The organism is Henriciella mobilis, assembly GCF_003576315.1.
GTDB classification, from domain to species: domain Bacteria; phylum Pseudomonadota; class Alphaproteobacteria; order Caulobacterales; family Hyphomonadaceae; genus Henriciella; species Henriciella mobilis.
The window spans coordinates 920,774-942,939 of the sequence record NZ_QWFZ01000003.1; the positions used below are offsets into that span (position 1 = coordinate 920,774).

Sequence of the window (22,166 nt, forward strand, 5' to 3'; positions counted from 1 at the left end):
TCAGACTCCTTGATGCATGGAGAGCATGAACAGGCTCATTGGCCGCTACAGGGGACAGATCAAGGAGCGCGCACGCCTGTCGCGTTACATCCTTGTGCTTGCCATCATGGCGACCCTGACCTGTTTCGTCGTCTTCGTCTCGACCCTGTCGGGCAAGTACCCGCTGCCGATGGGGGCGGACCTGTTGTCCGACAATCCCGAGCGCCTGCTGGGCGCCACGAATTTCTTCATGATGACGGCTGTCGGCGCGGCGCTGAACATGTGGCGCTTCCGCCAGATGCGCATCAAGCTGATGATCGCCGAAGCCTTCATCCGCGAAAATGACAATGACACGGCCATGAAGCTGCTGCTGGAGCCTGTCTTCGGCGACCAGGTCTGGCAGGATAACCAGAACAAGGCGCCGAAAGGCCGCATCCGCGTGAGGATCCCGCGATGAGTGAAACAACCGACGAGCAGCGCATCACTTCAGCCGACCTGCTGGCCGAACTGCGAGAGGAGCAGCAGAGCTTCCGGTTCCTGATGACCGCCCTGGCGGCGATTATCGGCATGGCTGCCGTCATCGTGGCTGGCAGCGTGATCTATTTCTACATGGAGCTGTCCGGGCTGAAGTCGCAATATGCCGAGCAGACCCGGCTCAACGAGATGAATCTGCGCATCGTCGCCGGCGAGGCCGGGCGCCAGCGCGAGTCCACGCAAGCCGCCATTGTCGCCATCCGCGAAGAGAATGAAGCGGCCCGCCGGCAGGCCGAACTCGCCCGGGAAATCCAGCGGGCCGACTCGGTCAAGCAGGCCGCCGGCTACAAGGAAAACGCGATCGAGCTCGCGCAGAAGCACTTTCTCGGCATCCCGCTCAATGAGGTGACCTCGCAGGTGATCGCGGTTGTGCTCCGCGCCGACGGGACCGATGGCGAGCTATTGTCGTCCGCCGACCGGCTGATGTTGCATGCGGCGCTGGAGGATTGGGGCGACCAGAACAGCGAGGCGGTGCGCACCGCGCTCAACACGCTTTACCAGGACGGTGAAAGCCTGGCTGACCAGGCACGCGGCGCGGCTGGTCTTGCGGCGCTGGAATATCGCTCTGCCAGCGACAATTCGCTCGGCTGGAACCGGGGCTGCTCGACGGTCGTCGACTATGTGAACCAGGCCTCTGCGCGCGGCCTCGAAGCACCAATGCTGTTGCTCTGGAAAGGCCAGTGCCTGCGCAAGCGCGGCGATGCGCTGACGGCTTACCAGGCCTTCAGCAAGGCGGCGACCATGCTGGAAGGCGGCGATTTCGAGGAGACGCTGTTGCACGCCCAGCTCGCCCATCACGGCGTCGGCACGACGCTGGTTGCCCTTGTCGCCAGCGAGGAACTCCCGCCCGGTGAGGACTCCGAGACGGCGCTGCAGGAAGCCCTGTCGGAGCTGCGCGAAGCCGCCCGAATCCGCGGCGAGCGCGGCGCGACCTCGGTCGGTGTGGCCTACACGGAAGAGAATATCGGATTCATCCATATCCTCGACCGGGACTGGCAGGCCGCGCTTGAGCACACCAAGCGCATCGACGACATTCTCCCGCTCGCGTGGAACCTGACCGTTCGCCACATCGCAGCAATGGAGAATGAAAAGGCGCTGAAGAGCGCCGGGGCATCGCGCGACGAGATCCGGAAAATGCAGACGATCCAGAACGATACCCGCCTCGTGCTCGGCCTGATGGAATGCAACCAGATCGACCGGCCTGAGCTGAAGCGCCTCTTGCCGCCGCGCTACAGCAGCACGGTCGACGACCTCTCGCGCCACTGCGACGCCGACGCCGGCGGGTCGCTATGATGCACTGGAGGTGCTACTCGAAATCCAACAGCGGGCATTCGGAGGAGCCGATCATTCTGGATGGCAAATTGTCAGCTTCTGAGACGAAGCTTTACGTGAAATTCGTTGGCTGACTTAATGTCCAATAGTCAGGAATTCTGCTCGGCTTTGCCGCCTGGGGTCACCGTAAAATTAGGAGGCTGACTAGGCGGTTCCGGCGCGTTTTGTATGTACTCAGCAAGAACTTCGAAGATAGGATTTTTGGATGAAGCCCATGAATTCACTAATTCTTCGACCCGTTCTGGCCCAACCTCTTTTGAGGTTTCATAAAGCTGCCAGCTGAGCTGCGTGACACTTCTGATCATCAGCTTCTGAAAATCCATCTGATTATCCATCACGGTGTTCCTCGGACGGCCGAACGTCATTATCCCGAGAGCAATCAAAACAGTCTAACATTTTTACGCTGCTAAATTGAGCCGCCCTTGTGCGTGGCAATTACGTTACTATGCGGCCTGCCTATAAGTCGGAAGCGAGTCTTCTTGGTAGGCTGTTGTTTAAACAGTCGAGCTCTATAACCGCCTCCATTTGTGGGGAGAAGAGAGTTTATTGAACTCAGCGCAGCCCCAAGTTTCTCATGGCATTGAGTGCCAAACAAAAAATGGTACTTTAAACCTTCACTGCTTTACCATCTTGGACCTCAAAACGCTGTGCGCGGTCCCAGAAGGCCTCGAAGAGGAAGGCTTCCGTGCCCGTCAGCCAGGCCTGGCCGCCCAGTGCGCAAAGCTCGTCGAACAGGGCCGCGCGGCGGTCGGCATCGAGGTGGGCAGCGGCCTCGTCCAGCAGCAGGATGGGCGAGGGCCCCTCGCCGTCTTTCGCTAGCGCTGCAGCAGAAGCGAGGATGAGCCCGATGAGCAGCGCTTTCTGCTGGCCGGTCGAGGCATCGCCCGCAGGCATGCCGGTGGGGCGGTGGATGACAGAAAGATCGGTACGGTGCGGGCCGGAAAGCGTCCGTCCGGCGGCCATGTCGCGGCGGCGCCCGGTGCGCAGAGCCTCGGTCAGGGTTTCGAAGATGCTCTTGAAGTCCTCGCCCGCCATGGCAGCCTGCTCGGCTTCGCCATCGAGGGAAAGATCGCCCTTCGGAAAGAAGCCTTCGGGCCGGGCATCGACGGCAGCTTGCAGCGCTTCCAGGACATGGGCGCGGTTCACCGCAATCTCGGCGCCCGCTTCGGCCATCCGCGTCTCGATGGCATCGGCCCAGGCCGGGTCGACATGGCCGCGCTCGAGCAGCGCATTTCGCTCGCGCATCGCGCGTTCGTATCGCGCTGCCGCCGTGCCGTGCGAAGGGATATGCGCCATGACCTGCCGGTCGAAAAAGCGCCGCCGGTCTGACGCCCCGCCCCGGAATACCCCGTCCATGGCGGGCGTCAGCCAGACGATGCGGATCAGTTCGGCAAGGTCGGAGGCCTGGCTCGGTGCGCCATCGATCCGCACGACGCGCTTGGAGCTGGTGCCGTCGGTTTCGAGGCCGACGCCGATCCGGCGGTCATCGACGGTTGCCGAGATGGTCCAGGCGCCGCCGGCATCGTGGCGGGCAAGATCGGCGAGGGTTGCGCTTCGAAGCCCGCGTCCGGGGCCGAGCTGGGAGACCGCTTCGAGCAGGTTCGTCTTGCCCGCGCCATTCGGGCCGAACAGGCAGACATGCCGCCCATCGAGATCGAGCGACAGCGTCTCGTAGTTGCGGAAATCCTTGAGGCGCAGGCGGGTAAGGGCGGTCATCGCCCCCGCTTACACCCGAAGCGGCATGAGCACATAACGGCAGGCCGCATCGCCCGGATCGAGGATCAGCGCCGGGGAGGCTGGATCATTGAGCAGGAATTCTGCGTCCTCGGCTTCGATCTGGGCGGTCACGTCGAGCAGGTATTTCGCGTTGAAGCCGATCTCCATCGGCTCTTCACTATACTCGCACTCGATCTCCTCGTGGCCCTGTCCGGTCTCGGCGGAGTTCACCGCGAGGATGACCTTGCCCGGTTCGATCGACAGCTTCACCGAGCGCGAGCGTTCGGCCGAAACGGTCGAGACGCGGTCGACGGCGGCTTCGAAGGACTTGTTGTCGATGACAAGGCGCTTGTCATTGCCCTTAGGAATGACGCGCGCATAGTCCGGGAAGGAGCCGTCGATGAGCTTGGAGGTCAGGACGGCGCGGCCCGCGCGGAAGACGATCTTGGTGTCCGAAACGGCGATCGAGACGTCGCCGTCGACCTGGTCGATCAGGCGGCGCACCTCTCCGATCGCCTTGCGCGGGACGATGACGCCTTCAATGCCCTCGGCGCCTTTCGGGGCCGGGGCATCAGCGAGGGCCAGGCGGTGGCCGTCAGTCGCGACCGTGCGCAGGACCTTTTTCCCGTCGCTATCGGCGGCGTGGAAATAGACGCCGTTTAGATAGTAGCGGGTTTCTTCGGTCGAGATGGCAAAGCGCGTCTTGTCGATCAGACGGCGCAGGTCGCCCGCATCGAGGTCGAACTTGATGGCGCTGTCATCGCCGGTCATGGTCTGGAAATCGGTTGCCGGCAGGGTCGGCAGAGCGAATTGCGAGCGGCCCGAGCGGATGGAAAGACGGCGGTTCTCCGGGTTCAGCTCCAGTTCGACATCGGCGCCAGCTGGCAGCTTGCGAACCACATCGAAGAGCGTTCCGGCCGGCGCGGTGATTGCGCCCTCGCTGGACACCTGGGCATCGGCGCTGTCTACCGCCTCAATGTCGAGGTCGGTCGCCACGAAGGTGACTTCCGGCCCTTTCGCCTCGATCAGCACGTTGGACAGGATCGGAATCGTATTGCGCCGCTCCACCACGTTCTGCACGTGAGACAGTGCGTTCAGGAGGTCGCTTCTCTCGATCGTCAACTTCATCAATCAGCCCATATGCCGAGGCGGTCTTCCGGTCGCCGCCTTGTCCTCGTTGCCTGTAACCGTTCCGCCGAATGCGAATCGGCCCGCTCCTCGAAAGAAGCGGGCCGGATACCCTTGTCAAAATTGGCCAAATTGCAAGCCCCCGTCAGCCGGTTGAGGGCCGGATTCTGGGGAAATCAGCAGTTGCCTTCAGCCTGTATCTCGAAGACCATCTCCCGGACGCGCTCGACATCGCGGATCATGTCCGGATCGTCCTGCATCTCTTCCTTCACCTTGCGCCATGCGTGCAGCACGGTCGTGTGGTCCTTCTTGTTGAAGGCCCGGGCGATCTGGGGATACGACTTGTCGGTCATTTCCCGGCAGAGATACATGGCGATCTGGCGTGGATAGCAGATCGAGCGGGACTTGTTGGCGCTTTCGATCTCGGTCTTGCTGAGCCCGAAAACACGCATCGCTGCCCGCTTGATATTGTCGAGCGACGGGGCCTGATACTCGCCCTGCTGGCGGCGGAGCACCGTGACCAGCATGTCCGTGTCCGGCTCAACCTCGCCATAGCCGGTTTCCGTCTGCAGCGTCCAAAGGACACCGCACAGCTCCCGGCCGGGGCCGCGAACGGTCGACACGATGCGGTCGATCATTTCCTCGGTCAGCTCGAAGTTCGGCTGGTCCTCGCGGATCATCGCAGCGTGAAGACGCACGATCTCGCGGCGCATTTCCTGGTCCGGGAGGCCGACCTCACTGGAAGCTGCGCCCATGATCTCGCCGCGCATGCGCTGGGAAAAACCCTTCAGGTCACCTGGTGCCTCATCAGCTGTCAGGACGACGCGTCCGCCCTCCTTGGTAACAGACCGGATGGTCGCGAAGAAGGCATCGTCCGTCTTGGCCTTGCCGGCGATCCACTGAAGGTCGTCGATCAGCAGCAGGTCATTGTTACGGACCCACTTCTTCAGGTCGCGCGTGTCGCGGGCCATGGCGCCATCGACATAGGCGGTGACGAATTCTTCCGCGGTCATGTAGGTCACGCGGCGTCCATCATCGAGATGCAGGACGGCGTTCTCGATGGCGCGCAGGATATGGGTCTTGCCCGTGCCCTGCCGGCCATAGATCAGAGACACATCCGCCCCGCGCTTTCCGCCGACAATCTCCATGGCGAGGCCGACGGCCCGCTTGTTGGTGTCACCGGTAACAAGGTTGGCGAATGTCATGCCCGGCACGCCCTCGGAACGCTCCGTACCGGCGGTCTCTTCCGCATTGACTGTCTGCCGCTTTTCGACCGACCAGGGATTGTCGACGAGATCGCGTGTACTGGCCGGAATATCCTTCCAGCAAGCGATCTGCAGCGCCCGGCCCTTCGGATCCGACTTGCGCCAGATGCGTTTGAGCAGCGGACGATGATTGCTGTTGATACGGTCAAAAGCGAGCTGGTCTCGTGCAGCAATCAGGACAACGTCATCGACTTCCGCAACAAAGCGCAGATCCGCGATCCACTTGTCGAAGTCCTCGGCAGGAATCCGAACGCGGGTATCGTTCAAAACCGTATCCCAGATCTCCTTGCCGCGATGAACATCCTTGCCGTCTTTGCCGGTCTGTCCATCTTCGTGTCCGTTCTTGCCCCATCTGCCAGATTCTTCATGGCGCCCCATAGGAACTTCCCCTTTCCTGTGTTTTTCTGTTCCATCTCCTGTTGCCGATCAGAACACGCGAACCCTGTTCGGATCCTTCGGGATCCGTCACCAAAATACTCGGTACAGGGACTTTTTTCCGTCGCGGGTTAACTAAACCACACGGCTTCAGAGCCTGTCCAGCTGACTTTTTTCCAAATTAGGTGAGAAACCATCTTGAAACTCTTGTGACGGCCGAAAACCGCAAAAGATTCAAAGAAGAAAAAAATACACAAGGCTGCTCATTTTAATGCAAACGCATCGTACCCATTATTTGTACGCATTATGTTCTGTCAACTTTTTGGCCTCTAAAAGCCTGTGAAAATCAGCCTTTTTGTTATCAGGTTTGCATCCTTGTCACGTTTGTTTCAGGCAGCAAAAGACCTGCATGGCGAGCCATGCAGGTCTTGCATTTTTGCAGTTTTGTGAACACGCCTGAAGCGTGTTCAGCCCATCGCTTTCACACGTGCGGAAAGGCGGGAAATCTTGCGGGCCGAAGTGTTCTTGTGAATGACACCCTTGCCGGCAGCGCGCATGATTTCCGGCTGGGCTTCCTTCAGCGCTTCGGCTGCGGCCTTCTGGTCACCAGAAGCGATCGCTTCCTCGACCTTGCGGATATAGGTACGCATGCGCGAGCGGCGCGCAGTGTTCACTTCGGTACGGCGCGCGATCTTGCGCACCATCTTCTTGGCTGAGCGGGTATTCGCCATCAATAACTCCTGAGTGTCCGGTCGGACGCAAGCGGCGGACATACCCAAAGGCCTCAGTGCAGTCAACCGGAACAAGCGGCCATGTCTGCATAAAGCGCGGTGAGGCGCCTAGCGGTTGTTGAAGTGCGGCTCGCGCTTCTCCACGAAGGCTTCCATGCCTTCCTTCTGGTCTTCGGTCGCGAACAGGGAATGGAAGAGACGCCGTTCGAACATCACACCCTGGCTGAGCGTGGTTTCATAAGCGGTATTCACCATTTCCTTGGTCATCATCGCAGCAGCGCGCGGCATCGACGCAATCTTGCGTGCAACGGTGCGGGCTTCCTCCAGCAGGTCGTCTGTCGGGACGACGCGGGAGACAAGGCCGCAGCGCTCGGCTTCAGCGGCGTCCATCATCCGGCCGGTGAGGCACATTTCCATCGCCTTGGACTTGCCGGCAAAGCGGGTAAGGCGCTGGGTGCCGCCTGCGCCGGGTGAAACGCCGATCGTGATTTCCGGCTGGCCGAACTTGGCATTCTCGGCGGCCAGGATGAAGTCGCACATCATGGCCAGTTCGCAGCCGCCGCCCAGCGCATAGCCGGACACAGCCGCGATGACCGGCTTGCGCATGCGTGAGGCGCGCTCCCAGTTTCGCGTGATGAAGTCTTTATAGTATGCGTCGAGATAGGACTGCTCGCGCATTTCCTTGATGTCTGCGCCTGCCGCGAACGCTTTCTTGGACCCGGTTATCACAATGCATCCGATCGAGGCATCGGCGTCGAAGCGATCAAGTGCCTCGGTCAGTTCATCCATCAGCTGATTGTTGAAAGCGTTGAGCGCGTCTGGCCGATTGAGGGTGACGATCGCGATGGCTTCGTCGACTTCGGTCAGAAGTGTTTCATATGCCATGATGGGTTCCGTCTTGTGTCCTGCTTGCTTTTTGCGGTCTCCGCCGCAAGTCTCGCGTGGCATACGGGAATATGCGTCCGGCGTCGATAGGGAGTGACCAGTCATGAAATTCACCAGCAAACTGACCGTAATCGCGGGGGCATGTGCAGCGCTCGCCCTGTCGGGGTGTGTTTATGTGCAGGCATCATCCAGCGACCGCGCCGATGAAGAGCGCGTCCAGGCCGCGCCGCCCATTATTGCCGAGGCTCCAGCGCTCGACACGGCGACGGGGCCGGGAGACCGGATGCCTTCCGGACGCGATCTTGGCGTCCGTTCAGCTGTCGTTGCACCGAATGCGGCTGCCGCGACCGCCCATCCGCTGGCCACCCAGACGGCGCTCGACACAATGAAGGCGGGCGGCAATGCTGTTGATGCGGCCATCGCCGCAAATGCCATGCTGGGCCTTGTCGAGCCGACAGGAAACGGCATTGGCGGTGATCTGTTCGCCATCGTCTGGGATCCGAAGACCCAGCAGCTCTACGGCTATAATGGCTCCGGCCGCTCAGCCATGGGCGCGACCCTGGAAGACATGCAGGCCAAGGCCGACGAATTCATGGACGGCGAGGAAATCCCGCCATACGGGGCGGCCTCCGTCACCGTACCGGGCACGGTCGATGGCTGGTACGCCCTGCATGAGCGCTTCGGTAAGCGCCTAATGAACGAGAACCTCGAACCGGCGATCCGCTATGCCCGCGAAGGTGCGCCGATCCCGGAAGTCATCGCCTTCTATTGGAGCTATGGTCCGAAACGGTATGCGCCGGCATATGAAAGCGGCATGCTGGAAGAGTATGACAATGCGAAAGAGACCTATTTTTCGCCGACCCCGGTCGAGGGCTCGCTTTTCCGCAATCCAGACCTCGCCGACACGCTGGAGCGCATCGCCTATAAGGGACGCGACGAATTCTACACCGGCGAGACGGCCCACATCATGGCCGACTATTTCGAGCGGATCGGCGGCTACCTCACCTATGAAGACTTCGCGAACCATGAAGGCGAATGGGTCGAGCCGCTTTGCGTCTCTTATAGAGACGAGGTGAAACTCTGCGAGCTGCCGCCGAACACGCAGGGCGTTGCCGCGCTCCAGATGCTGCAGATGCTTGAGCGGTTTGACCTACGCAGCATGGGCTTCGGCTCGGCCGACAGCCTGGTCGCGCAGATCGAGGCCAAGCGCCTTGCCTTCGCTGACCGGGCCAAGAGTTATGCCGACCCGGAATTCGCGGGGATTGATCCGAGTGTCTTCATTCGTGAAGGCTACAACGCTGAACGTGCCGGCCTGATCGATATCAAAAAGCCGATGGCTAGCGTTGACGCCGGGATGGACTTTGCCGCGGATGCCAAGCTTGAAGACGGTGACACGACCTATCTGACCGTCACCGACAGCGACGGCATGATGGTGTCGCTGATCCAGTCAAATTATCGCGGGATGGGTTCCGGCCTTGTGGCAGACACGCTGGGGTTCATGTTCCAGGATCGCGGCCAGCTTTTCAGCCTCGATCCAGACCACCCGAACGTTTTCGAGCCCGGCAAGCGGCCTTTCCATACGATCATTCCGGCCTTCGCCTTCAAGAAAGACATGCCCGGCTGCCAGGTCCGCGCCGTCGCGCCGGAGCTGGCCTGCCCCTATGAGCCGTGGATGAGCTTCGGCCTGATGGGCGGGGGCATGCAGCCGCAGGGCCATGTCCAGATCATCCTCAACCTCGTCGATTTCGACATGGGTCTGCAGGAAGCCGGTGATGCGGCCCGTTGGGAACATAGGGGCGGTTGCGAGCCGACGGATGATTACACCGGCGATTCCTGCGAAAGCGACATGGGTGTTGTCCACCTCGAAAGCGGTATTCCGGAAGCCACCCGCGCCGAGCTGGAGCGCCGCGGCTATACGGTCGAATGCTGCGAGGCCAATGGCGGGGGCTACCAGGCCATCGCTCGCGACTTTGACAGTGGGGCCTGGATCGCAGCGACTGAAATGCGCAAGGATGGCAATGCCGACGGCTACTGAGCCGGGTCAGCCGCCGCGACCGAAGAGCCGGCTGATCTTGTGAACGATCCGGGGCAGAAGCTTGTCCCGGGTCGGTTTGCGCACTTCGCCGCCTGAAAGCGACTGCACGATTTCCTGAAGCGCCATAAGGTCGGCGCGCATATTACGCAACTGGTCGCTGGTCGTGTCCTGCGAGTTGAGCGTTTCGAGCGCATTGCGGGCTGTGCGCAGGGCATGAACTGCGCGGTTCGCGCCAAGTATGCGTTTCTCGTCACTTTTGATCGTATCGATCAAAGCGACGGCATTGCGAGCTATCGATACCGCCTGCGCAGGCTCGTCAAGCAAAGGGACAAGTCGGTCGACGAGGCGGGGATTCATCGCCTTGTTCTGCCCTGGAGCCTGGCGTTCAGCCAAGCCGCGATCCTCGGCCATCGTACGTGGTACCCACTGGATCAGCCCGGACGGCTCAGGATCAGAAAAGGGGAAATAGTGATCTATGCGGCTTCCCAACTCATCCTTGGCTTTCAGCATGGAGAAGCCGATCAGTCTCCAGACACGCCGTATGTAGTCGTCCGGGAGCGCCTCGAGCTGTGCGTGAAATGTGATGAAAAACTCTTCGTCGTCTGAGAGCCCTTCAAATGCACGCGGCGTACCACACCAGTCCAGGAAGGCCTCAGCCAGCTCCAGTTCCCGCAATTCCGTCTCGGCTTCCTCACGGTTCTTGAACCGGTATGCTGACAGTATGCGCTCGATGCCGAGGTCCTGGACATGCTGACGTATCTTCAGGCGCCGATTGATCCAGCCATATTCGAGCTTGAGCTCCGGGGCCATCTGAAGGGCGGCCTCGATATATTCCTGTTCTTCGAGGCTTGTTTCCTCTGGCAGAACCGCTGCCGAAACGCGATCGAATGCGGCATAGCGCGACGGATCGCTCGCTTTTAACTCGCGCATTGCGGCGAGGCGGCGATTGCCGTTCACAACCACACCGTCATAACGGATCAGGAGCGGCGCAGTTTGCTGGGCATGCCGCTCGAATTCCTCGAAAATTGGTCCGGCTGGGTCTTTCGCTTTCGCGATCAGGAGCTCGTGCAGCATGGACTGGACCTGCTGTGTCTCTGCCTGCTCCTGCACATCTTCCCAACTCAGGCCGGTATTGCCGGACATAGCGACCAGCTCCGACAGGATTCGGCCATTGTCGACACGATAGACCAGGGCGTCGGGTGTCACGCTAATGATGGGAAGTTCGAGGTAACCACCTTCGGATGGGACAAACTCGTTCGCCGTTATTTGCCCTGAGAGCGCATCCCTGACTAGGTGAATACGTTCAGCGGCCGGCATTAGCCGGAACGGGGCCGTGCTGGCAGTATCAGCCGTTTTAGTCTCAACCATGCCGATCAACTCTCCTGCGCAACGATTGATGCGACCACGCCTCGATGTGTGGGCTTGGGCAAGACTTGTCAAATAGCGGCTCAGGTGGGCGTCACATCTCCGTATACGATGAAATGAGGATTATCGTAGCCACGTTCACGTTTTCCATAGCGCAGCGGTTCGCCATCCTCTGTCAGCACACGGGCACCGGCTGCTTCAGCAACGGCCTGGCCGGCTGCCGTGTCCCACTCCATTGTGCGGCCCATCCGCGGGTAGAGGTCGGCTTCGCCGGCTGCGAGCAGGCAGAATTTCAGCGATGAACCTGCCGAGATGATCTCGTTGACCTTGAACTTTTTCAGGAAGGTGTCCGTTTCCGCGGAGCGGTGGGATTTGGATGCAATTGCGGTCAGTCCCTGCTCGGGGCAGCGGCGGATGTGCAGCGGCATGCGGGCATCGCTGGCAGGCACCGGCTCGCCGGGTTTCACGTTCGCCTGCCAGGCCTTGTCGGGAGCCTCGGCGACGAAGAGGCGATTGATGGCCGGCGCATAGACGACGCCCATCACCGGCTTGCCATGTTCGATAATGCCAATATTGACGGTGAACTGGCCGTTCCGGTTTATGAATTCCTTGGTCCCGTCCAGCGGATCGACCAGGGCGAAACGAGCGTCATGTTCTGGAAGCTGACCGGCAGACATTGCCTCCTCGGCTATAACGGCGAGACTAGGCTCGGCGATCATCAGGCCGTCCATGATTAACAATTCGGCTTGGGCGTCAGCGTCAGTGACGGGTGAAGCGTCATCCTTCCGCTCAACAGCGAAGTCGGAAGAATAGATATCCATAATGAGTTTGCCTGCGTCGAGCGCTATGCTTGCCAGCTGATCGCCTGTGATCATTGATATGCCGTCTCCGTTTTTATGATAAAGCCGCGCCGCTTATGCCCACGTTTCGGTGGCAGCGCAAATCCGCTGGGCGATATTCATCGCATCGAAGGCATGGTGGCTGGTTCCGTGACAGATCCTGCCCCGGCCAGCCAGCGCATCCATGAATTCCGCCAATTCCTGGTCGGCAAAATCCATCCGGGCGAACTCGGAAACTGACTCTGCGGGATTGGGACGCGGAGCCCCATCCTGATCACGGGCCAGCGGTGCGTGGATCAGCATTTCCGGCCCATAGGCGTCAAGGCCCGGCAGATGGCCGTCAAGCCAGACATAGCCCTCCTCGTAGCCGAGTTCGAGCCGGAAGGTCTGGCGCCAGGAGGTGGCCGAGGCGTGAAGCTGCGCGATCGCGCCCGATCCCGCCTTCATGATGGCGAACAAGTTTGCGCCATTGTCCGGCTCGTCCGGCGCCATGGCCTTGACGCTTTCGAACGGTCCACAGAACAGGTGCAGCAGGTCGAGCATGTGAATGCCATGGCCGATCAGGATTCCCTGCTGTTCGGCGTCGGCGCTTGGAAAGCCAGCATGACCATAAATGGCGCGCGCGGTCAGAAGCCGACCATAAGGTTCGCCGCGGATAAGATCTGCAGCGGCGCGGACATTCTCATGATATCGTAGCGAGCATCCGAACTTCAGGATGGCGTCGTTGTCGCGTTCGGCGCGGCGAATATTGATGATGTCCTCGACACTCAGCCCGCCTGGCAGCTCGCTGAGGACGTGGATTCCCGCGCCAAGCGCCCACAGCGATGCGGTGGCTGCAAGATGCGGGGGCAGGGCGAGGATCACGGCATCGATGCGGGTCGGGTCAAATGCTTCACGCCAGTCGTTTTCGGTAAAGTCTCCGACATCGTCAGGCGCCCAGGTTCTGACAATCTGCGCGCCCGGATGGCGTGCAATGGCCTGGCAACGCTGGGCTGCTAGCTGGCTTTTTCCAAGAATGGCGAACCGCAGCGATGACATTGGTGACCTGGGGACTCTCTACTCTGGCCATCCGCCTAGCGCCAATGACCGGGGGCGGCAACTCCCGTCTGCGGTCGCTCGGCATGTTCGCCCGGTTGGCCTCAAGGCCGCACATTCCAGGCCGCAAGAGTCGCCACGCCGCCTTCCAGCCGGACCTGGGCAAAGGCGCCGGTCTTGAGCTTGAGGTCAGTGGATTCCGGCAAGTCCGTAGCGGTCTCGACCACTTGTCGGGCAAAGCGGGCAATCCCGTTGCTGGTCACGACAAGGACCGGGCCATCATTCTCGGCCTGTCCTAGCAGGATGAACAGGTACTTCCAGTTCTGGGCAAGGGCGTCTGGATCAACGACCCAGCCGGGCGGGGCGATGGCTTCATGCTCCCAGCGGTCGAGGGCGTCCTGGCCGATGCGGGCGACCACTTTGTCCTCAGGCTGGTTCTCGTCCGGCCCATAATCGATCTCGCGCAGGAAATCGGCAATCTCCAGCGCCGGGGGATTGGCCTGGGCAGCGCGTATGGTATCGGCGGTCTGGCGCGTGCGCTTCAGCGGCCCGGCAATCGTGCGGGAAAAGACGATGCCCTTGTCGCGGAAATAGGTGCCAAGCGCGTCGGCCTGCGCCTGTCCGGAGACAGACAGGTCTAGATCGGTTCGTGCGCCGACCCGGGTAACGGTGTCACCCTTGTCGAACGTGTTGCCGTGGCGGACGATGTAGATATCACGCGGCATCAGCGAGGGGCGTCCATCGGATCGCCATGCTCGGCAATCAGTTTCTCGGCGAACGTGGCATCTTCCGGCGTATCGACGCCCCACATGGCATTGGTACCCGGCTCCACAGCCACGGCCTGGATGGTCATGCCATTCTCAAGGAACCGCAGCTGTTCCAGCCCTTCCAGCGCTTCATAGTGACCGACAGGAAGGCTGGCAAAACGTTCAAGAGCATCCATCCGGAAACCGTAGAGCCCGATATGCCGCCAGACGGGCGACAGGGGTCCCTGCTTGCGCAGCGCGTCTTCCTTGCGGATGGCCGGGATGATCTGTTTGGAAAACCAGAGGGCCATGCCGTCTGCCCGGCGAATGCAGCTGGTGCCGCTGAACGGTTCGCGCTTCTTCTGCTCGCGGATCGTGTCGAGCGCCTCCCAGTCCAGCTGCACGACCGGCGTCACCACGTCGGCGGTTCCGGTTTCGGCCGCATCAATCAGGGCGCTCAGATAGCCGGGCGGCGTGAAAGGTGCGTCGCCCTGCAGGTTGAGAATGAAGTCGGGACCTGAGCCGTGCGCGCGGGCTGCCGCCAGGGCGCGATCGGTTCCTGACGGCAGGGCCGGATCGGTCAGCAGCGCCGGCGCCCCAATCGCCGCAGCGTGGTCCATAATCGCCTGGTCATCGGTTGCGATGACATAGTCTGTATCTGCTCGCATCGCCGACACACGCGCCGCGATATCGGCCACCCGCGACACCAGGGAATGGCCTGCAATCACGTGAAGCGGCTTTGCCGGAAACCGGGTCGACCCGATCCGGGCGGGGATGACGATGAGCGTTTTCAAGGCTCTTTATTCTCCTTCTGGAGGTCCGGGTCTGCGCGTGCACCGGCGAACCGTCAAGGGAAATTGGGTGCGATGTTTCTGCGTACCTGCAATCCAACATGGCTGTTCTGACCAGAACTTGTTCAGGGCGTGGAAAAAGTGTCATCAGAACGAATTAAAGGTAGAGAATGGCGCGCCGGAATAGTTGTCTCAGCGCGTGGACGTGAACTCTAGCCGGTGGGGTCATTCAGGGTGTTTGCGTCCATCCATTGATGCATACCGTGACGATTGGAATTGTGGTGATGGTCGAGTTTCGCTTTTTAACCTTGGCGCTGGTCGGCTTCGGTGCGGCCCTTGGCGCTGTATTCTTCGGCGTAGTCGTCATCGATAGCCAGATCGCTCCCGAGTTACGCCAGCTGGCATTTTACGGATCAAACGTCGTCATTGTCCTGGGCCTATTGATTTCAGTCCTGGCCATATTCCTTCGCCGGCATGCGCTTGATGATATCGCTTTGGGCGTGCTGCGCCCCGGCACGATTGACAAGACCTCTGAGCGGCGCGAGGCGATTGAGTAGACGTCCTGCTTTGGGCGACGCGCGAATGCAATTGGCTCAGGGGAGATTCGCAATTTCCTCCCGAAAATAGTCGATGGTAGGTCCCAGTCCTTCCTCGAGCTTTACAGTCGGCTGCCAGTCAATTGTCTTCATCGCGAGGCTGATATCCGGTCGTCGCTTGCGCGGATCGTCCTGAGGTAAGGGCTTGTTCAGGATTTTCGAGCTCGAGCCGGTTAGCTCGATTACCTTTTCGGCAAGCTGAAGGATCGTGAATTCGCGCGGATTGCCGATATTTATCGGGCCGGTGATTTCCTTGTCGGAATCCATGAGGCGGATCAGTCCGTCGACCAGATCAGAGACGTAGCAGAAGCTGCGGGTCTGGTTCCCGTCGCCATAGACCGTGATATCCTCGCCACGCAATGCTTGCACGATGAAGTTTGAGACGACCCGGCCATCATTGGGGTGCATCCGGGGGCCATAGGTGTTGAAAATGCGAGCGACCTTGATCTCAAGCCCGTGCTGACGGTGATAGTCGAAGAACAGCGTCTCTGCGCAACGCTTGCCTTCGTCGTAGCAGGAGCGCACGCCGATCGGATTTACGTTCCCCCAATATTCTTCCTTTTGCGGATGGATTTCCGGGTCGCCATAGACTTCTGATGTCGAGGCCTGAAGAATGCGTGCCTTGGTTCGCTTGGCGAGGCCCAGCATGTTGATGGCCCCGTGCACAGAGGTCTTGGTGGTCTGGACCGGGTCAAACTGATAGTGAATGGGGCTCGCCGGACAAGCGAGGTTGTAGATCTCGTCTACTTCCACAAAGAGCGGAAAAGTTATGTCATGGCGCATGATCTCGAAACGGGGATTCGCGAGCAGGTGCGCGACATTGCTGCGCCGGCCCGTGTAGAAATTGTCGACACACAGGACTTCTGCGCCGCGCTCCAGAAGGCGTTCACACAGAAATGAGCCTATGAAGCCCGCGCCGCCGGTAACGAGTATTCGAGAGACATAATGCATGGATGCTCGATGCCTTGCTGCTGGCGCTATCGTCAAGTGATGAAGCACGCTTCCGACTGCCCGGCAGGCGACAATTTGGGCATGCCGGGATCGATCGTTAAGAAATCGCAGCGCCATTGTTGAAGGTGGCTACATTGTCGGTAACTAGATCAGTTGCTACGACCGGTGCGACGCCAGATACCTTGGACAGATTAATGACAGACCTGACCCATCTCGATCGGCTGGAGGCCGAAAGCATTCATATTCTGCGCGAAGTTGCGGCCTCCATGCAGAATCCCGTCATGATGTATTCGATCGGAAAGGATAGCTCGGTCCTGTTGCATCTGGCCCGTAAGGCTTTTCATCCCGGTCCAATCCCGTTTCCGCTCCTGCATGTTGATACCACCTGGAAATTCCGGGAGATGATCGCTTTCCGGGACGCTTTGAAAGACGATCCGCAGACCGACCTACTTGTGCACATCAACCAGGACGGTGTTGACCAAGGTATCGGGCCGTTCACGCATGGCTCAGCGCTGCATACTGATGTGATGAAGACGCAGGCGTTGAAGCAGGCCCTGGACAAGTACAAATTCGATGCAGCCATTGGCGGGGCACGGCGCGACGAGGAAAAGTCGCGTGCGAAAGAGCGCATTTTCTCTTTCCGCTCCGCCCAACATCGCTGGGATCCGAAGAATCAGCGTCCTGAACTCTGGTCGCTTTACAATACTCGGATTAAACCCGGCGAGAGCGTTCGGGTCTTCCCGATCTCGAACTGGACCGAACTCGACATCTGGCAGTACATTTTTCAGGAGGGCATCGAGATTGTGCCGCTTTATTTTGCGGCCGAACGGCCTGTGGTTGAGCGTGACGGAATCATGGTGATGGTTGACGATGACCGACTGCCGCTAGAGCCCGGTGAAAAGCCGCAAATGAAGAAAGTGCGCTTCCGCACGCTAGGCTGCTACCCGCTGACAGGTGCTGTCGAGTCCGAAGCATCAACAATTACCGAAATCATAGAGGAAATGCTGCGCACCACGACATCCGAGCGCGAGGGACGCGCGATAGACAAGGACGCGCCAGCCTCGATGGAAATGAAAAAGCAAGAGGGCTACTTCTGATGAACGCCTACGCAGCCCCCCAGTTCGCCGATATCGAGACCTATCTCGACAGCCAGTTGAAGAAATCGCTGCTGCGTTTCATCACCTGCGGCTCCGTCGACGATGGCAAGTCGACCTTGATTGGCCGGCTTCTCTACGAGTCGAAGATGATCTTCGACGACCAGCTGGCCTCGTTGAAGAACGAGTCGAAGAAGTTTGGCACGCAGGGCGAGGAGATCGATTTTGCGCTTCTTGTCGACGGCCTCGCTGCCGAGCGCGAACAGGGCATTACCATAGATGTCGCCTATCGCTTCTTTTCAACCGACCGGCGGAAATTCATTGTCGCCGACACACCCGGCCACGAGCAGTACACCCGCAACATGGCGACGGGTGCGTCCACGGCCGACCTCGCCATCGTGATGATCGATGCGCGCAAAGGCGTCCTCACGCAGACGCGCCGCCACAGCTTCATTGTGTCGCTGCTCGGCATCAAGCACGTCGTGCTCTGCATCAACAAGATGGACCTGGTCGACTACGATAAAGCCACCTACGACCGGATTCTTGCAGATTATCGGGAATTCACGGCCGATTTCGGTTTTGAAAGCATCCAGGCCATCCCGGTCTCGGCGCTAGCTGGCGACAACATCGTTACAAATAGCGATCGGACAGCTTGGTATGACGGACCGCCTCTGATTGAATACCTCGATACGGTCGAGATCCATTCTGATGAGGCCGAGAAGCCGTTCCGGATGCCGGTGCAATGGGTGAACCGCCCTAACCTCGATTTTCGCGGTTTTGCCGGCCAAGTGATCTCCGGCACAATCAAGCCGGGCGATAAAATTCGCGCCTTGCCTTCGGGTCGTTCAAGCGCTGTGTCGCGTATCGTGACCATGGATGGTGACCTGGAAGAGGCGGTCGAAGGCCAGTCCGTAACGCTTACGCTCGAAGACGAGATCGACATTTCGCGGGGCGATGTGCTCTGCGCGGACCAGAGCCCGGCTGAGGTGTCCGACCAGTTCCAGGCCACGATGCTGTGGATGTCCGACAGCGCGATGCTGCCGGGCCGCTCCTACGTGATGAAAATGGGTGCCCGTGAATGCCAGATGCAGGTCACCGAAGAAAAATACCGCATCGATGTGAATACGCGCGCCCACGAAGCCGCTAAAACGTTAGGGCTAAACGAGATCGGTGTCGTGAATATCGCGCTGGATCGCGAAGTTGCCTTCGATCCGTACAAGAACAACCGCAGAATGGGGGGCTTCATCGTCATCGATCGGATGACGAATGAGACGGTCGGCCTCGGACTGCTGAACTTCGCGCTGCGCCGCGCCTCCAACATTCATCGCCAGTCGATGGATGTCAGCAAGGAGGTTCGCGCCTCGATGAAGGGTCAGAAGCCCGTCATCCTCTGGTTCACCGGTCTGTCGGGTGCGGGCAAGTCGACCGTGGCCAATATTGTCGAGAAGCGGCTCGCTGCGATCGGCAAGCACACCTACACGCTCGACGGCGACAATGTACGCCATGGTCTCAACAATGACCTCGGCTTTACTGACGCCGACCGCGTCGAGAATATCCGCCGTGTTGGCGAAGTATCCAAGCTCATGATCGACGCCGGCCTGATCGTGCTCGTCTCCTTTATTTCGCCGTTCCGTGCCGAGCGTCGGATCGTCCGTCAGATGGTCGATGATGGCGAGTTCTGGGAAATCTTCGTCGATGCACCGATCGAGGTGGCCGAGCAGCGGGATGTGAAGGGCCTCTACAAGAAGGCGCGTGCTGGCGAGATCAAGAACTTTACCGGCATCGACAGCCCGTATGAGCCGCCAATGGATCCCGAAATCCACCTCGACACGAACAAGCTTTCGCCGGAAGACGCTGCTGACCTGGTGATGGAGCAGCTTCAGAAGGCCGGAACCCTGAGCGGCTAGCGCTGCGACGGCTCGTTGCGCAGGTGCGGCGCGGCTTGCGTCGCTGCCGGGCGGGACGGGCTTTCGCGCTCCGGCTTCGAAACTTCGTGCCAGACATGCGGTCGACGGCCATGTAGTGTTGCTGGGTTCCAGCTCATGGCTCGCATTAGAGCAGCACTCGATTTTGTTCGGGACTTCTGCACAACGCGGCGACGTCTTAGTGTAGATGGCAAAGTGGCAAGTGCCTCCTGCAGCCCGCGCCGCATGGCGTAGGCATGGTCTTTTCCGAAGGCGCGAAGATAGAGATATAGCGTCGCGAGCACATGACCTGGGAGCGTCAGCGCCAGGGCGAGCGGCGGCATGTTGATTAGATAGGTTCTCAGCCGATTGCGGGTGCCGAGCCGCACGGTGAAGTCGCTGTAGCGACCGGTGATTGCGCTGCCATGATGCAAAAGGACAGCCTGTGGAACGAAGATGCAGCGTTCGCCCCGCAGTCGGAGCCTGAAACCCAGATCGACATCCTCACAGTAGCAGAAAAAATTTTCGTCAAAGCCGCCCGCGCGGAGAAATGCTTCGCGACGAAATAGTGCTCCTGCGCCGCAGGGTGAGAAGCACTCGCCTTCGCCTGGCATGTCTTCGGCTTTTCGGCCAAATCCGCCGCGCCATGGAATACCAAGAACGAAATAACAGTCGCCTGCACCGTCGATGAGTCCAGGATTAGCTGCATCATATTGAGCACTGGCAAACATTGAGACGTCCGTATGGCGCTTCGTGGCATGCAGCAGTTCGTCAAGCCATGCCGGCTGGCATTCAGTGTCTGGGTTGAGCAGGGCGAGCCAGTCTCCGGTTGCCATCTCAGCGGCAAGATTGTTGGCCCCGGCAAATCCGATATTGCGTTCGAGCCGAACTAGCTTGGCATTTGGCAGGCCGGCGAAGTCGATCCTGTCGGCAGAGCCGTCCGTCGACGCGTTGTCGACAACGATGACTTCATCAGGCAAGCGGCTCTGATGCCTGAGATGGTCAAGCGCAGTCAGCACCATATCGCCGCTATTGTAGTTTACGATGATGACGCTGGCGCTTTCAGCTGGCTCGTAGGTCACGCAACTGTCTTCCTTGTCCGCCAGTACCCCTGCATACCGCTTAGCTTACAATGCATCGACTACCGAGTCGTAACAAGGGTAGAAGTCGCCGGTGGGGAGCGCTATAGGAGGCAAAGAAGTCCATAGGGTTGTTTTCTTGATACAGTCTCTCGCAATCTCAGATGTCAAATTGATCACACCGAAACGTTTCGGTGACGCCCGGGGTTTCTTTTCTGAAACCTGGAATAGCAAGCTGTTGCGCGATGAGGGTATTGATCTCGAGTTCGTGCAGGACAATCATTCCTATTCCGCGGCGCGAGGGGTTTTGCGGGGCCTGCACTTTCAGAACCTGCCGCATGCCCAGGACAAACTGGTGCGCTGCACGCGCGGACGTGTTTATGATGTCGCTGTCGATATCCGCCGGGGCTCGCCAACATTCGGCCAATATGTCGGCGCAGAACTCAGCGCCGAAAACTGGGCGCAGATTCTCGTTCCTAAAGGCTTCGCGCACGGGTTCGTTACGCTCGAGGATCATTGTGAATTGCAGTACAAGGTTACGGACTACTACGCCCCTGAATGCGATATGAGCATTCGTTGGAATGACCCGGCGATTGGCATCGATTGGATGATTGACCCGTCTGTCGTGACACTGTCAGAAAAGGATGCTAGCGCGCCGCTTCTGTCGGAAGTCGAGTGCGGGTTCGTCTATAAATCGGCTCACGCTGGTTCTGGACAAGGATAAATCATGAAAATTCTCGTCACAGGCGGAGCAGGCTTCATCGGCTCGGCGGTTTGCCGCTATTTGATAGAGGACACCAGCCATAGCATCGTGAATGTCGACAAGCTGACCTATGCGGCGAACCTCCAGTCTCTGACGCCGGTGTCGGATAATGAGCGTTATGCCTTCGAGCAGGCCGACATCGCCGACAAGGATGCCATGCAGGCTATCTTCGAGGCGCATGCGCCGGATGCTGTCATGCACCTGGCCGCCGAAAGCCATGTTGATCGCTCGATCACCGGTGCTGGCGAGTTCATCAATACTAATATCGTCGGCACCTTTGTCATGCTTGATGTGGCCCGCGCCTATTGGGATGGCCTGCTGGCCGAGCGCAAGGATGCGTTCCGGTTCCTGCACGTATCGACCGATGAGGTCTATGGGTCACTCGGCGATGATGGCCTGTTCACCGAAGAGACCGCCTATGATCCGAGTTCTCCCTATTCGGCGTCCAAAGCCGCGTCCGACCACCTGCTGACCGCCTGGCAGCGCACATATGGTTTCCCCGGTCTAATTTCGAACTGCTCGAACAATTACGGGCCTTACCACTTCCCCGAAAAGCTGATTCCGCTAATCACACTCAACGCGCTCGAATACAAGCGGCTGCCGGTCTATGGCGATGGCTCGAATGTCCGCGACTGGCTCTACGTCCGTGATCACGCGCGCGCCTTGCTGCAGATTCTCCAGAAAGGCCGGCTCGGCCAGAAGTACAATGTCGGCGGCAACAATGAGCGCACAAACCTGCAGGTTGTTCACGCCATCTGCGACACGCTTGACCGCCTGGCGCCGGGCGACACGCCGCGCCGCGAGCTGATCGAGTTCGTCGCAGACCGGCCCGGCCACGATGCGCGCTATGCGATCGACTCCAGCAAGCTGCAGTCCGAGATTGGCTGGACCGCGGAAGAAAATTTCGAGACTGGGTTGGAAAAGACCATCCGTTGGTATCTCGACAACGAAGCCTGGTGGCGGCCGCTGCGAGAAAAAACCTATGCTGGAGAACGCCTTGGCCTGTTGAAGTCGGGCTAGGAC

General features: G+C 59.7%; 21 protein-coding genes. 8 read left to right on the plus strand and 13 right to left on the minus strand.

The window, feature by feature from the left end:
• The first annotated feature begins 25 nt into the window (after window positions 1-25).
• Both D1227_RS04755 and D1227_RS04760 read left to right on the plus strand, forming a co-directional pair.
• Complete coding sequence (locus D1227_RS04755) at window positions 26-436, plus strand: hypothetical protein (protein WP_119455218.1); 411 nt, start codon at window positions 26-28, stop codon at window positions 434-436.
• A complete protein-coding gene (locus tag D1227_RS04760) occupies window positions 433-1,806 on the plus strand; it encodes a hypothetical protein (RefSeq protein WP_119403961.1) in 1,374 nt (457 codons plus the stop codon). Before D1227_RS04755 ends, D1227_RS04760 begins: the two co-directional genes overlap by 4 nt.
• Window positions 1,807-1,934: 128 nt before the next feature.
• Here D1227_RS04760 and D1227_RS04765 read toward each other — a convergent pair whose 3' ends face one another.
• The 6 genes from D1227_RS04765 to D1227_RS04790 all read right to left on the minus strand — a co-directional run bounded on the left by D1227_RS04765 (window position 1,935) and on the right by D1227_RS04790 (window position 7,945).
• Window positions 1,935-2,180 carry a hypothetical protein gene (locus D1227_RS04765; RefSeq protein ID WP_119403962.1) on the minus strand — a complete coding sequence of 82 codons (246 nt, stop codon included), beginning with the start codon at window positions 2,178-2,180 and terminating at the stop codon, window positions 1,935-1,937.
• A gap of 271 nt (window positions 2,181-2,451) precedes the next feature.
• Window positions 2,452-3,561 carry a DNA replication/repair protein RecF gene (recF, locus tag D1227_RS04770; protein ID WP_119403963.1) on the minus strand — a complete coding sequence of 370 codons (1,110 nt, stop codon included), beginning with the start codon at window positions 3,559-3,561 and terminating at the stop codon, window positions 2,452-2,454.
• Window positions 3,562-3,570: 9 nt separating this feature from the next.
• On the minus strand, window positions 3,571-4,689 hold the full coding sequence (dnaN, locus tag D1227_RS04775; RefSeq protein WP_119403964.1) for a DNA polymerase III subunit beta: 1,119 nt from the start codon (window positions 4,687-4,689) through the stop codon (window positions 3,571-3,573).
• 176 nt (window positions 4,690-4,865) lie between these two features.
• Complete coding sequence (locus tag D1227_RS04780) at window positions 4,866-6,332, minus strand: DnaA ATPase domain-containing protein (RefSeq protein WP_119403965.1); 1,467 nt, start codon at window positions 6,330-6,332, stop codon at window positions 4,866-4,868.
• Between the two features lie 464 nt (window positions 6,333-6,796).
• Entirely contained in the window at window positions 6,797-7,060 is a 264-nt protein-coding gene (rpsT, locus tag D1227_RS04785; RefSeq protein WP_119374376.1) for a 30S ribosomal protein S20, read from the minus strand.
• Between the two features lie 108 nt (window positions 7,061-7,168).
• On the minus strand, window positions 7,169-7,945 hold the full coding sequence (locus D1227_RS04790; protein ID WP_119374377.1) for an enoyl-CoA hydratase: 777 nt from the start codon (window positions 7,943-7,945) through the stop codon (window positions 7,169-7,171).
• A 103-nt stretch (window positions 7,946-8,048) separates the two neighbouring features.
• On the opposite strand from D1227_RS04790, the gene D1227_RS04795 reads away from it, so the two are divergent.
• A complete protein-coding gene (locus D1227_RS04795) occupies window positions 8,049-9,980 on the plus strand; it encodes a gamma-glutamyltransferase family protein (protein WP_119403966.1) in 1,932 nt (643 codons plus the stop codon).
• A gap of 6 nt (window positions 9,981-9,986) precedes the next feature.
• Here D1227_RS04795 and D1227_RS04800 read toward each other — a convergent pair whose 3' ends face one another.
• The 5 genes from D1227_RS04800 to D1227_RS04820 form a co-directional block, all read right to left on the minus strand.
• Window positions 9,987-11,348: a hypothetical protein gene (locus D1227_RS04800; protein ID WP_147373260.1), complete on the minus strand. Its 1,362-nt coding sequence runs from the start codon at window positions 11,346-11,348 to the stop codon at window positions 9,987-9,989.
• Between the two features lie 80 nt (window positions 11,349-11,428).
• Window positions 11,429-12,220 carry a 3'(2'),5'-bisphosphate nucleotidase CysQ gene (cysQ, locus tag D1227_RS04805; RefSeq protein ID WP_119403968.1) on the minus strand — a complete coding sequence of 264 codons (792 nt, stop codon included), beginning with the start codon at window positions 12,218-12,220 and terminating at the stop codon, window positions 11,429-11,431.
• A 39-nt stretch (window positions 12,221-12,259) separates the two neighbouring features.
• Complete coding sequence (locus tag D1227_RS04810; RefSeq protein ID WP_119403969.1) at window positions 12,260-13,222, minus strand: Gfo/Idh/MocA family oxidoreductase; 963 nt, start codon at window positions 13,220-13,222, stop codon at window positions 12,260-12,262.
• Window positions 13,223-13,323: 101 nt separating this feature from the next.
• A complete protein-coding gene (locus D1227_RS04815; RefSeq protein ID WP_119403970.1) occupies window positions 13,324-13,944 on the minus strand; it encodes a histidine phosphatase family protein in 621 nt (206 codons plus the stop codon).
• Window positions 13,944-14,759 carry a 3-deoxy-manno-octulosonate cytidylyltransferase family protein gene (locus D1227_RS04820; RefSeq protein WP_119374382.1) on the minus strand — a complete coding sequence of 272 codons (816 nt, stop codon included), beginning with the start codon at window positions 14,757-14,759 and terminating at the stop codon, window positions 13,944-13,946. Before D1227_RS04820 ends, D1227_RS04815 begins: the two co-directional genes overlap by 1 nt.
• A gap of 260 nt (window positions 14,760-15,019) precedes the next feature.
• On the opposite strand from D1227_RS04820, the gene D1227_RS04825 reads away from it, so the two are divergent.
• Window positions 15,020-15,313, plus strand: coding sequence for a hypothetical protein (locus tag D1227_RS04825; protein ID WP_158586562.1), 294 nt, complete (start codon window positions 15,020-15,022; stop codon window positions 15,311-15,313).
• Between the two features lie 36 nt (window positions 15,314-15,349).
• On the opposite strand, the gene D1227_RS04830 is transcribed toward D1227_RS04825, so the two are convergent.
• Complete coding sequence (locus D1227_RS04830) at window positions 15,350-16,303, minus strand: UDP-glucuronic acid decarboxylase family protein (protein WP_119403972.1); 954 nt, start codon at window positions 16,301-16,303, stop codon at window positions 15,350-15,352.
• A 194-nt stretch (window positions 16,304-16,497) separates the two neighbouring features.
• On the opposite strand from D1227_RS04830, the gene cysD reads away from it, so the two are divergent.
• Window positions 16,498-17,400 (plus strand): sulfate adenylyltransferase subunit CysD, encoded by a 903-nt coding sequence (gene cysD / locus D1227_RS04835; RefSeq protein ID WP_119403973.1) that lies wholly within the window; start codon window positions 16,498-16,500, stop codon window positions 17,398-17,400.
• On the plus strand, window positions 17,400-19,304 hold the full coding sequence (cysN, locus tag D1227_RS04840) for a sulfate adenylyltransferase subunit CysN (RefSeq protein WP_119403974.1): 1,905 nt from the start codon (window positions 17,400-17,402) through the stop codon (window positions 19,302-19,304). Before cysD ends, cysN begins: the two co-directional genes overlap by 1 nt.
• Here cysN and D1227_RS04845 read toward each other — a convergent pair.
• Complete coding sequence (locus D1227_RS04845) at window positions 19,301-20,383, minus strand: glycosyltransferase family 2 protein (protein WP_233349573.1); 1,083 nt, start codon at window positions 20,381-20,383, stop codon at window positions 19,301-19,303. The two genes, cysN and D1227_RS04845, sit on opposite strands and share 4 nt — an antisense overlap.
• A gap of 136 nt (window positions 20,384-20,519) precedes the next feature.
• Here D1227_RS04845 and rfbC point away from each other — a divergent pair, with 136 nt between their 5' ends.
• Together rfbC and rfbB are read left to right on the plus strand one after the other, a co-directional pair.
• Complete coding sequence (rfbC, locus tag D1227_RS04850; protein WP_119403975.1) at window positions 20,520-21,104, plus strand: dTDP-4-dehydrorhamnose 3,5-epimerase; 585 nt, start codon at window positions 20,520-20,522, stop codon at window positions 21,102-21,104.
• Between the two features lie 3 nt (window positions 21,105-21,107).
• Window positions 21,108-22,163, plus strand: a complete 1,056-nt coding sequence (gene rfbB, locus D1227_RS04855) for a dTDP-glucose 4,6-dehydratase (RefSeq protein WP_119403976.1) — start codon at window positions 21,108-21,110, stop codon at window positions 22,161-22,163.
• The last annotated feature ends 3 nt before the right edge of the window (window positions 22,164-22,166 follow it).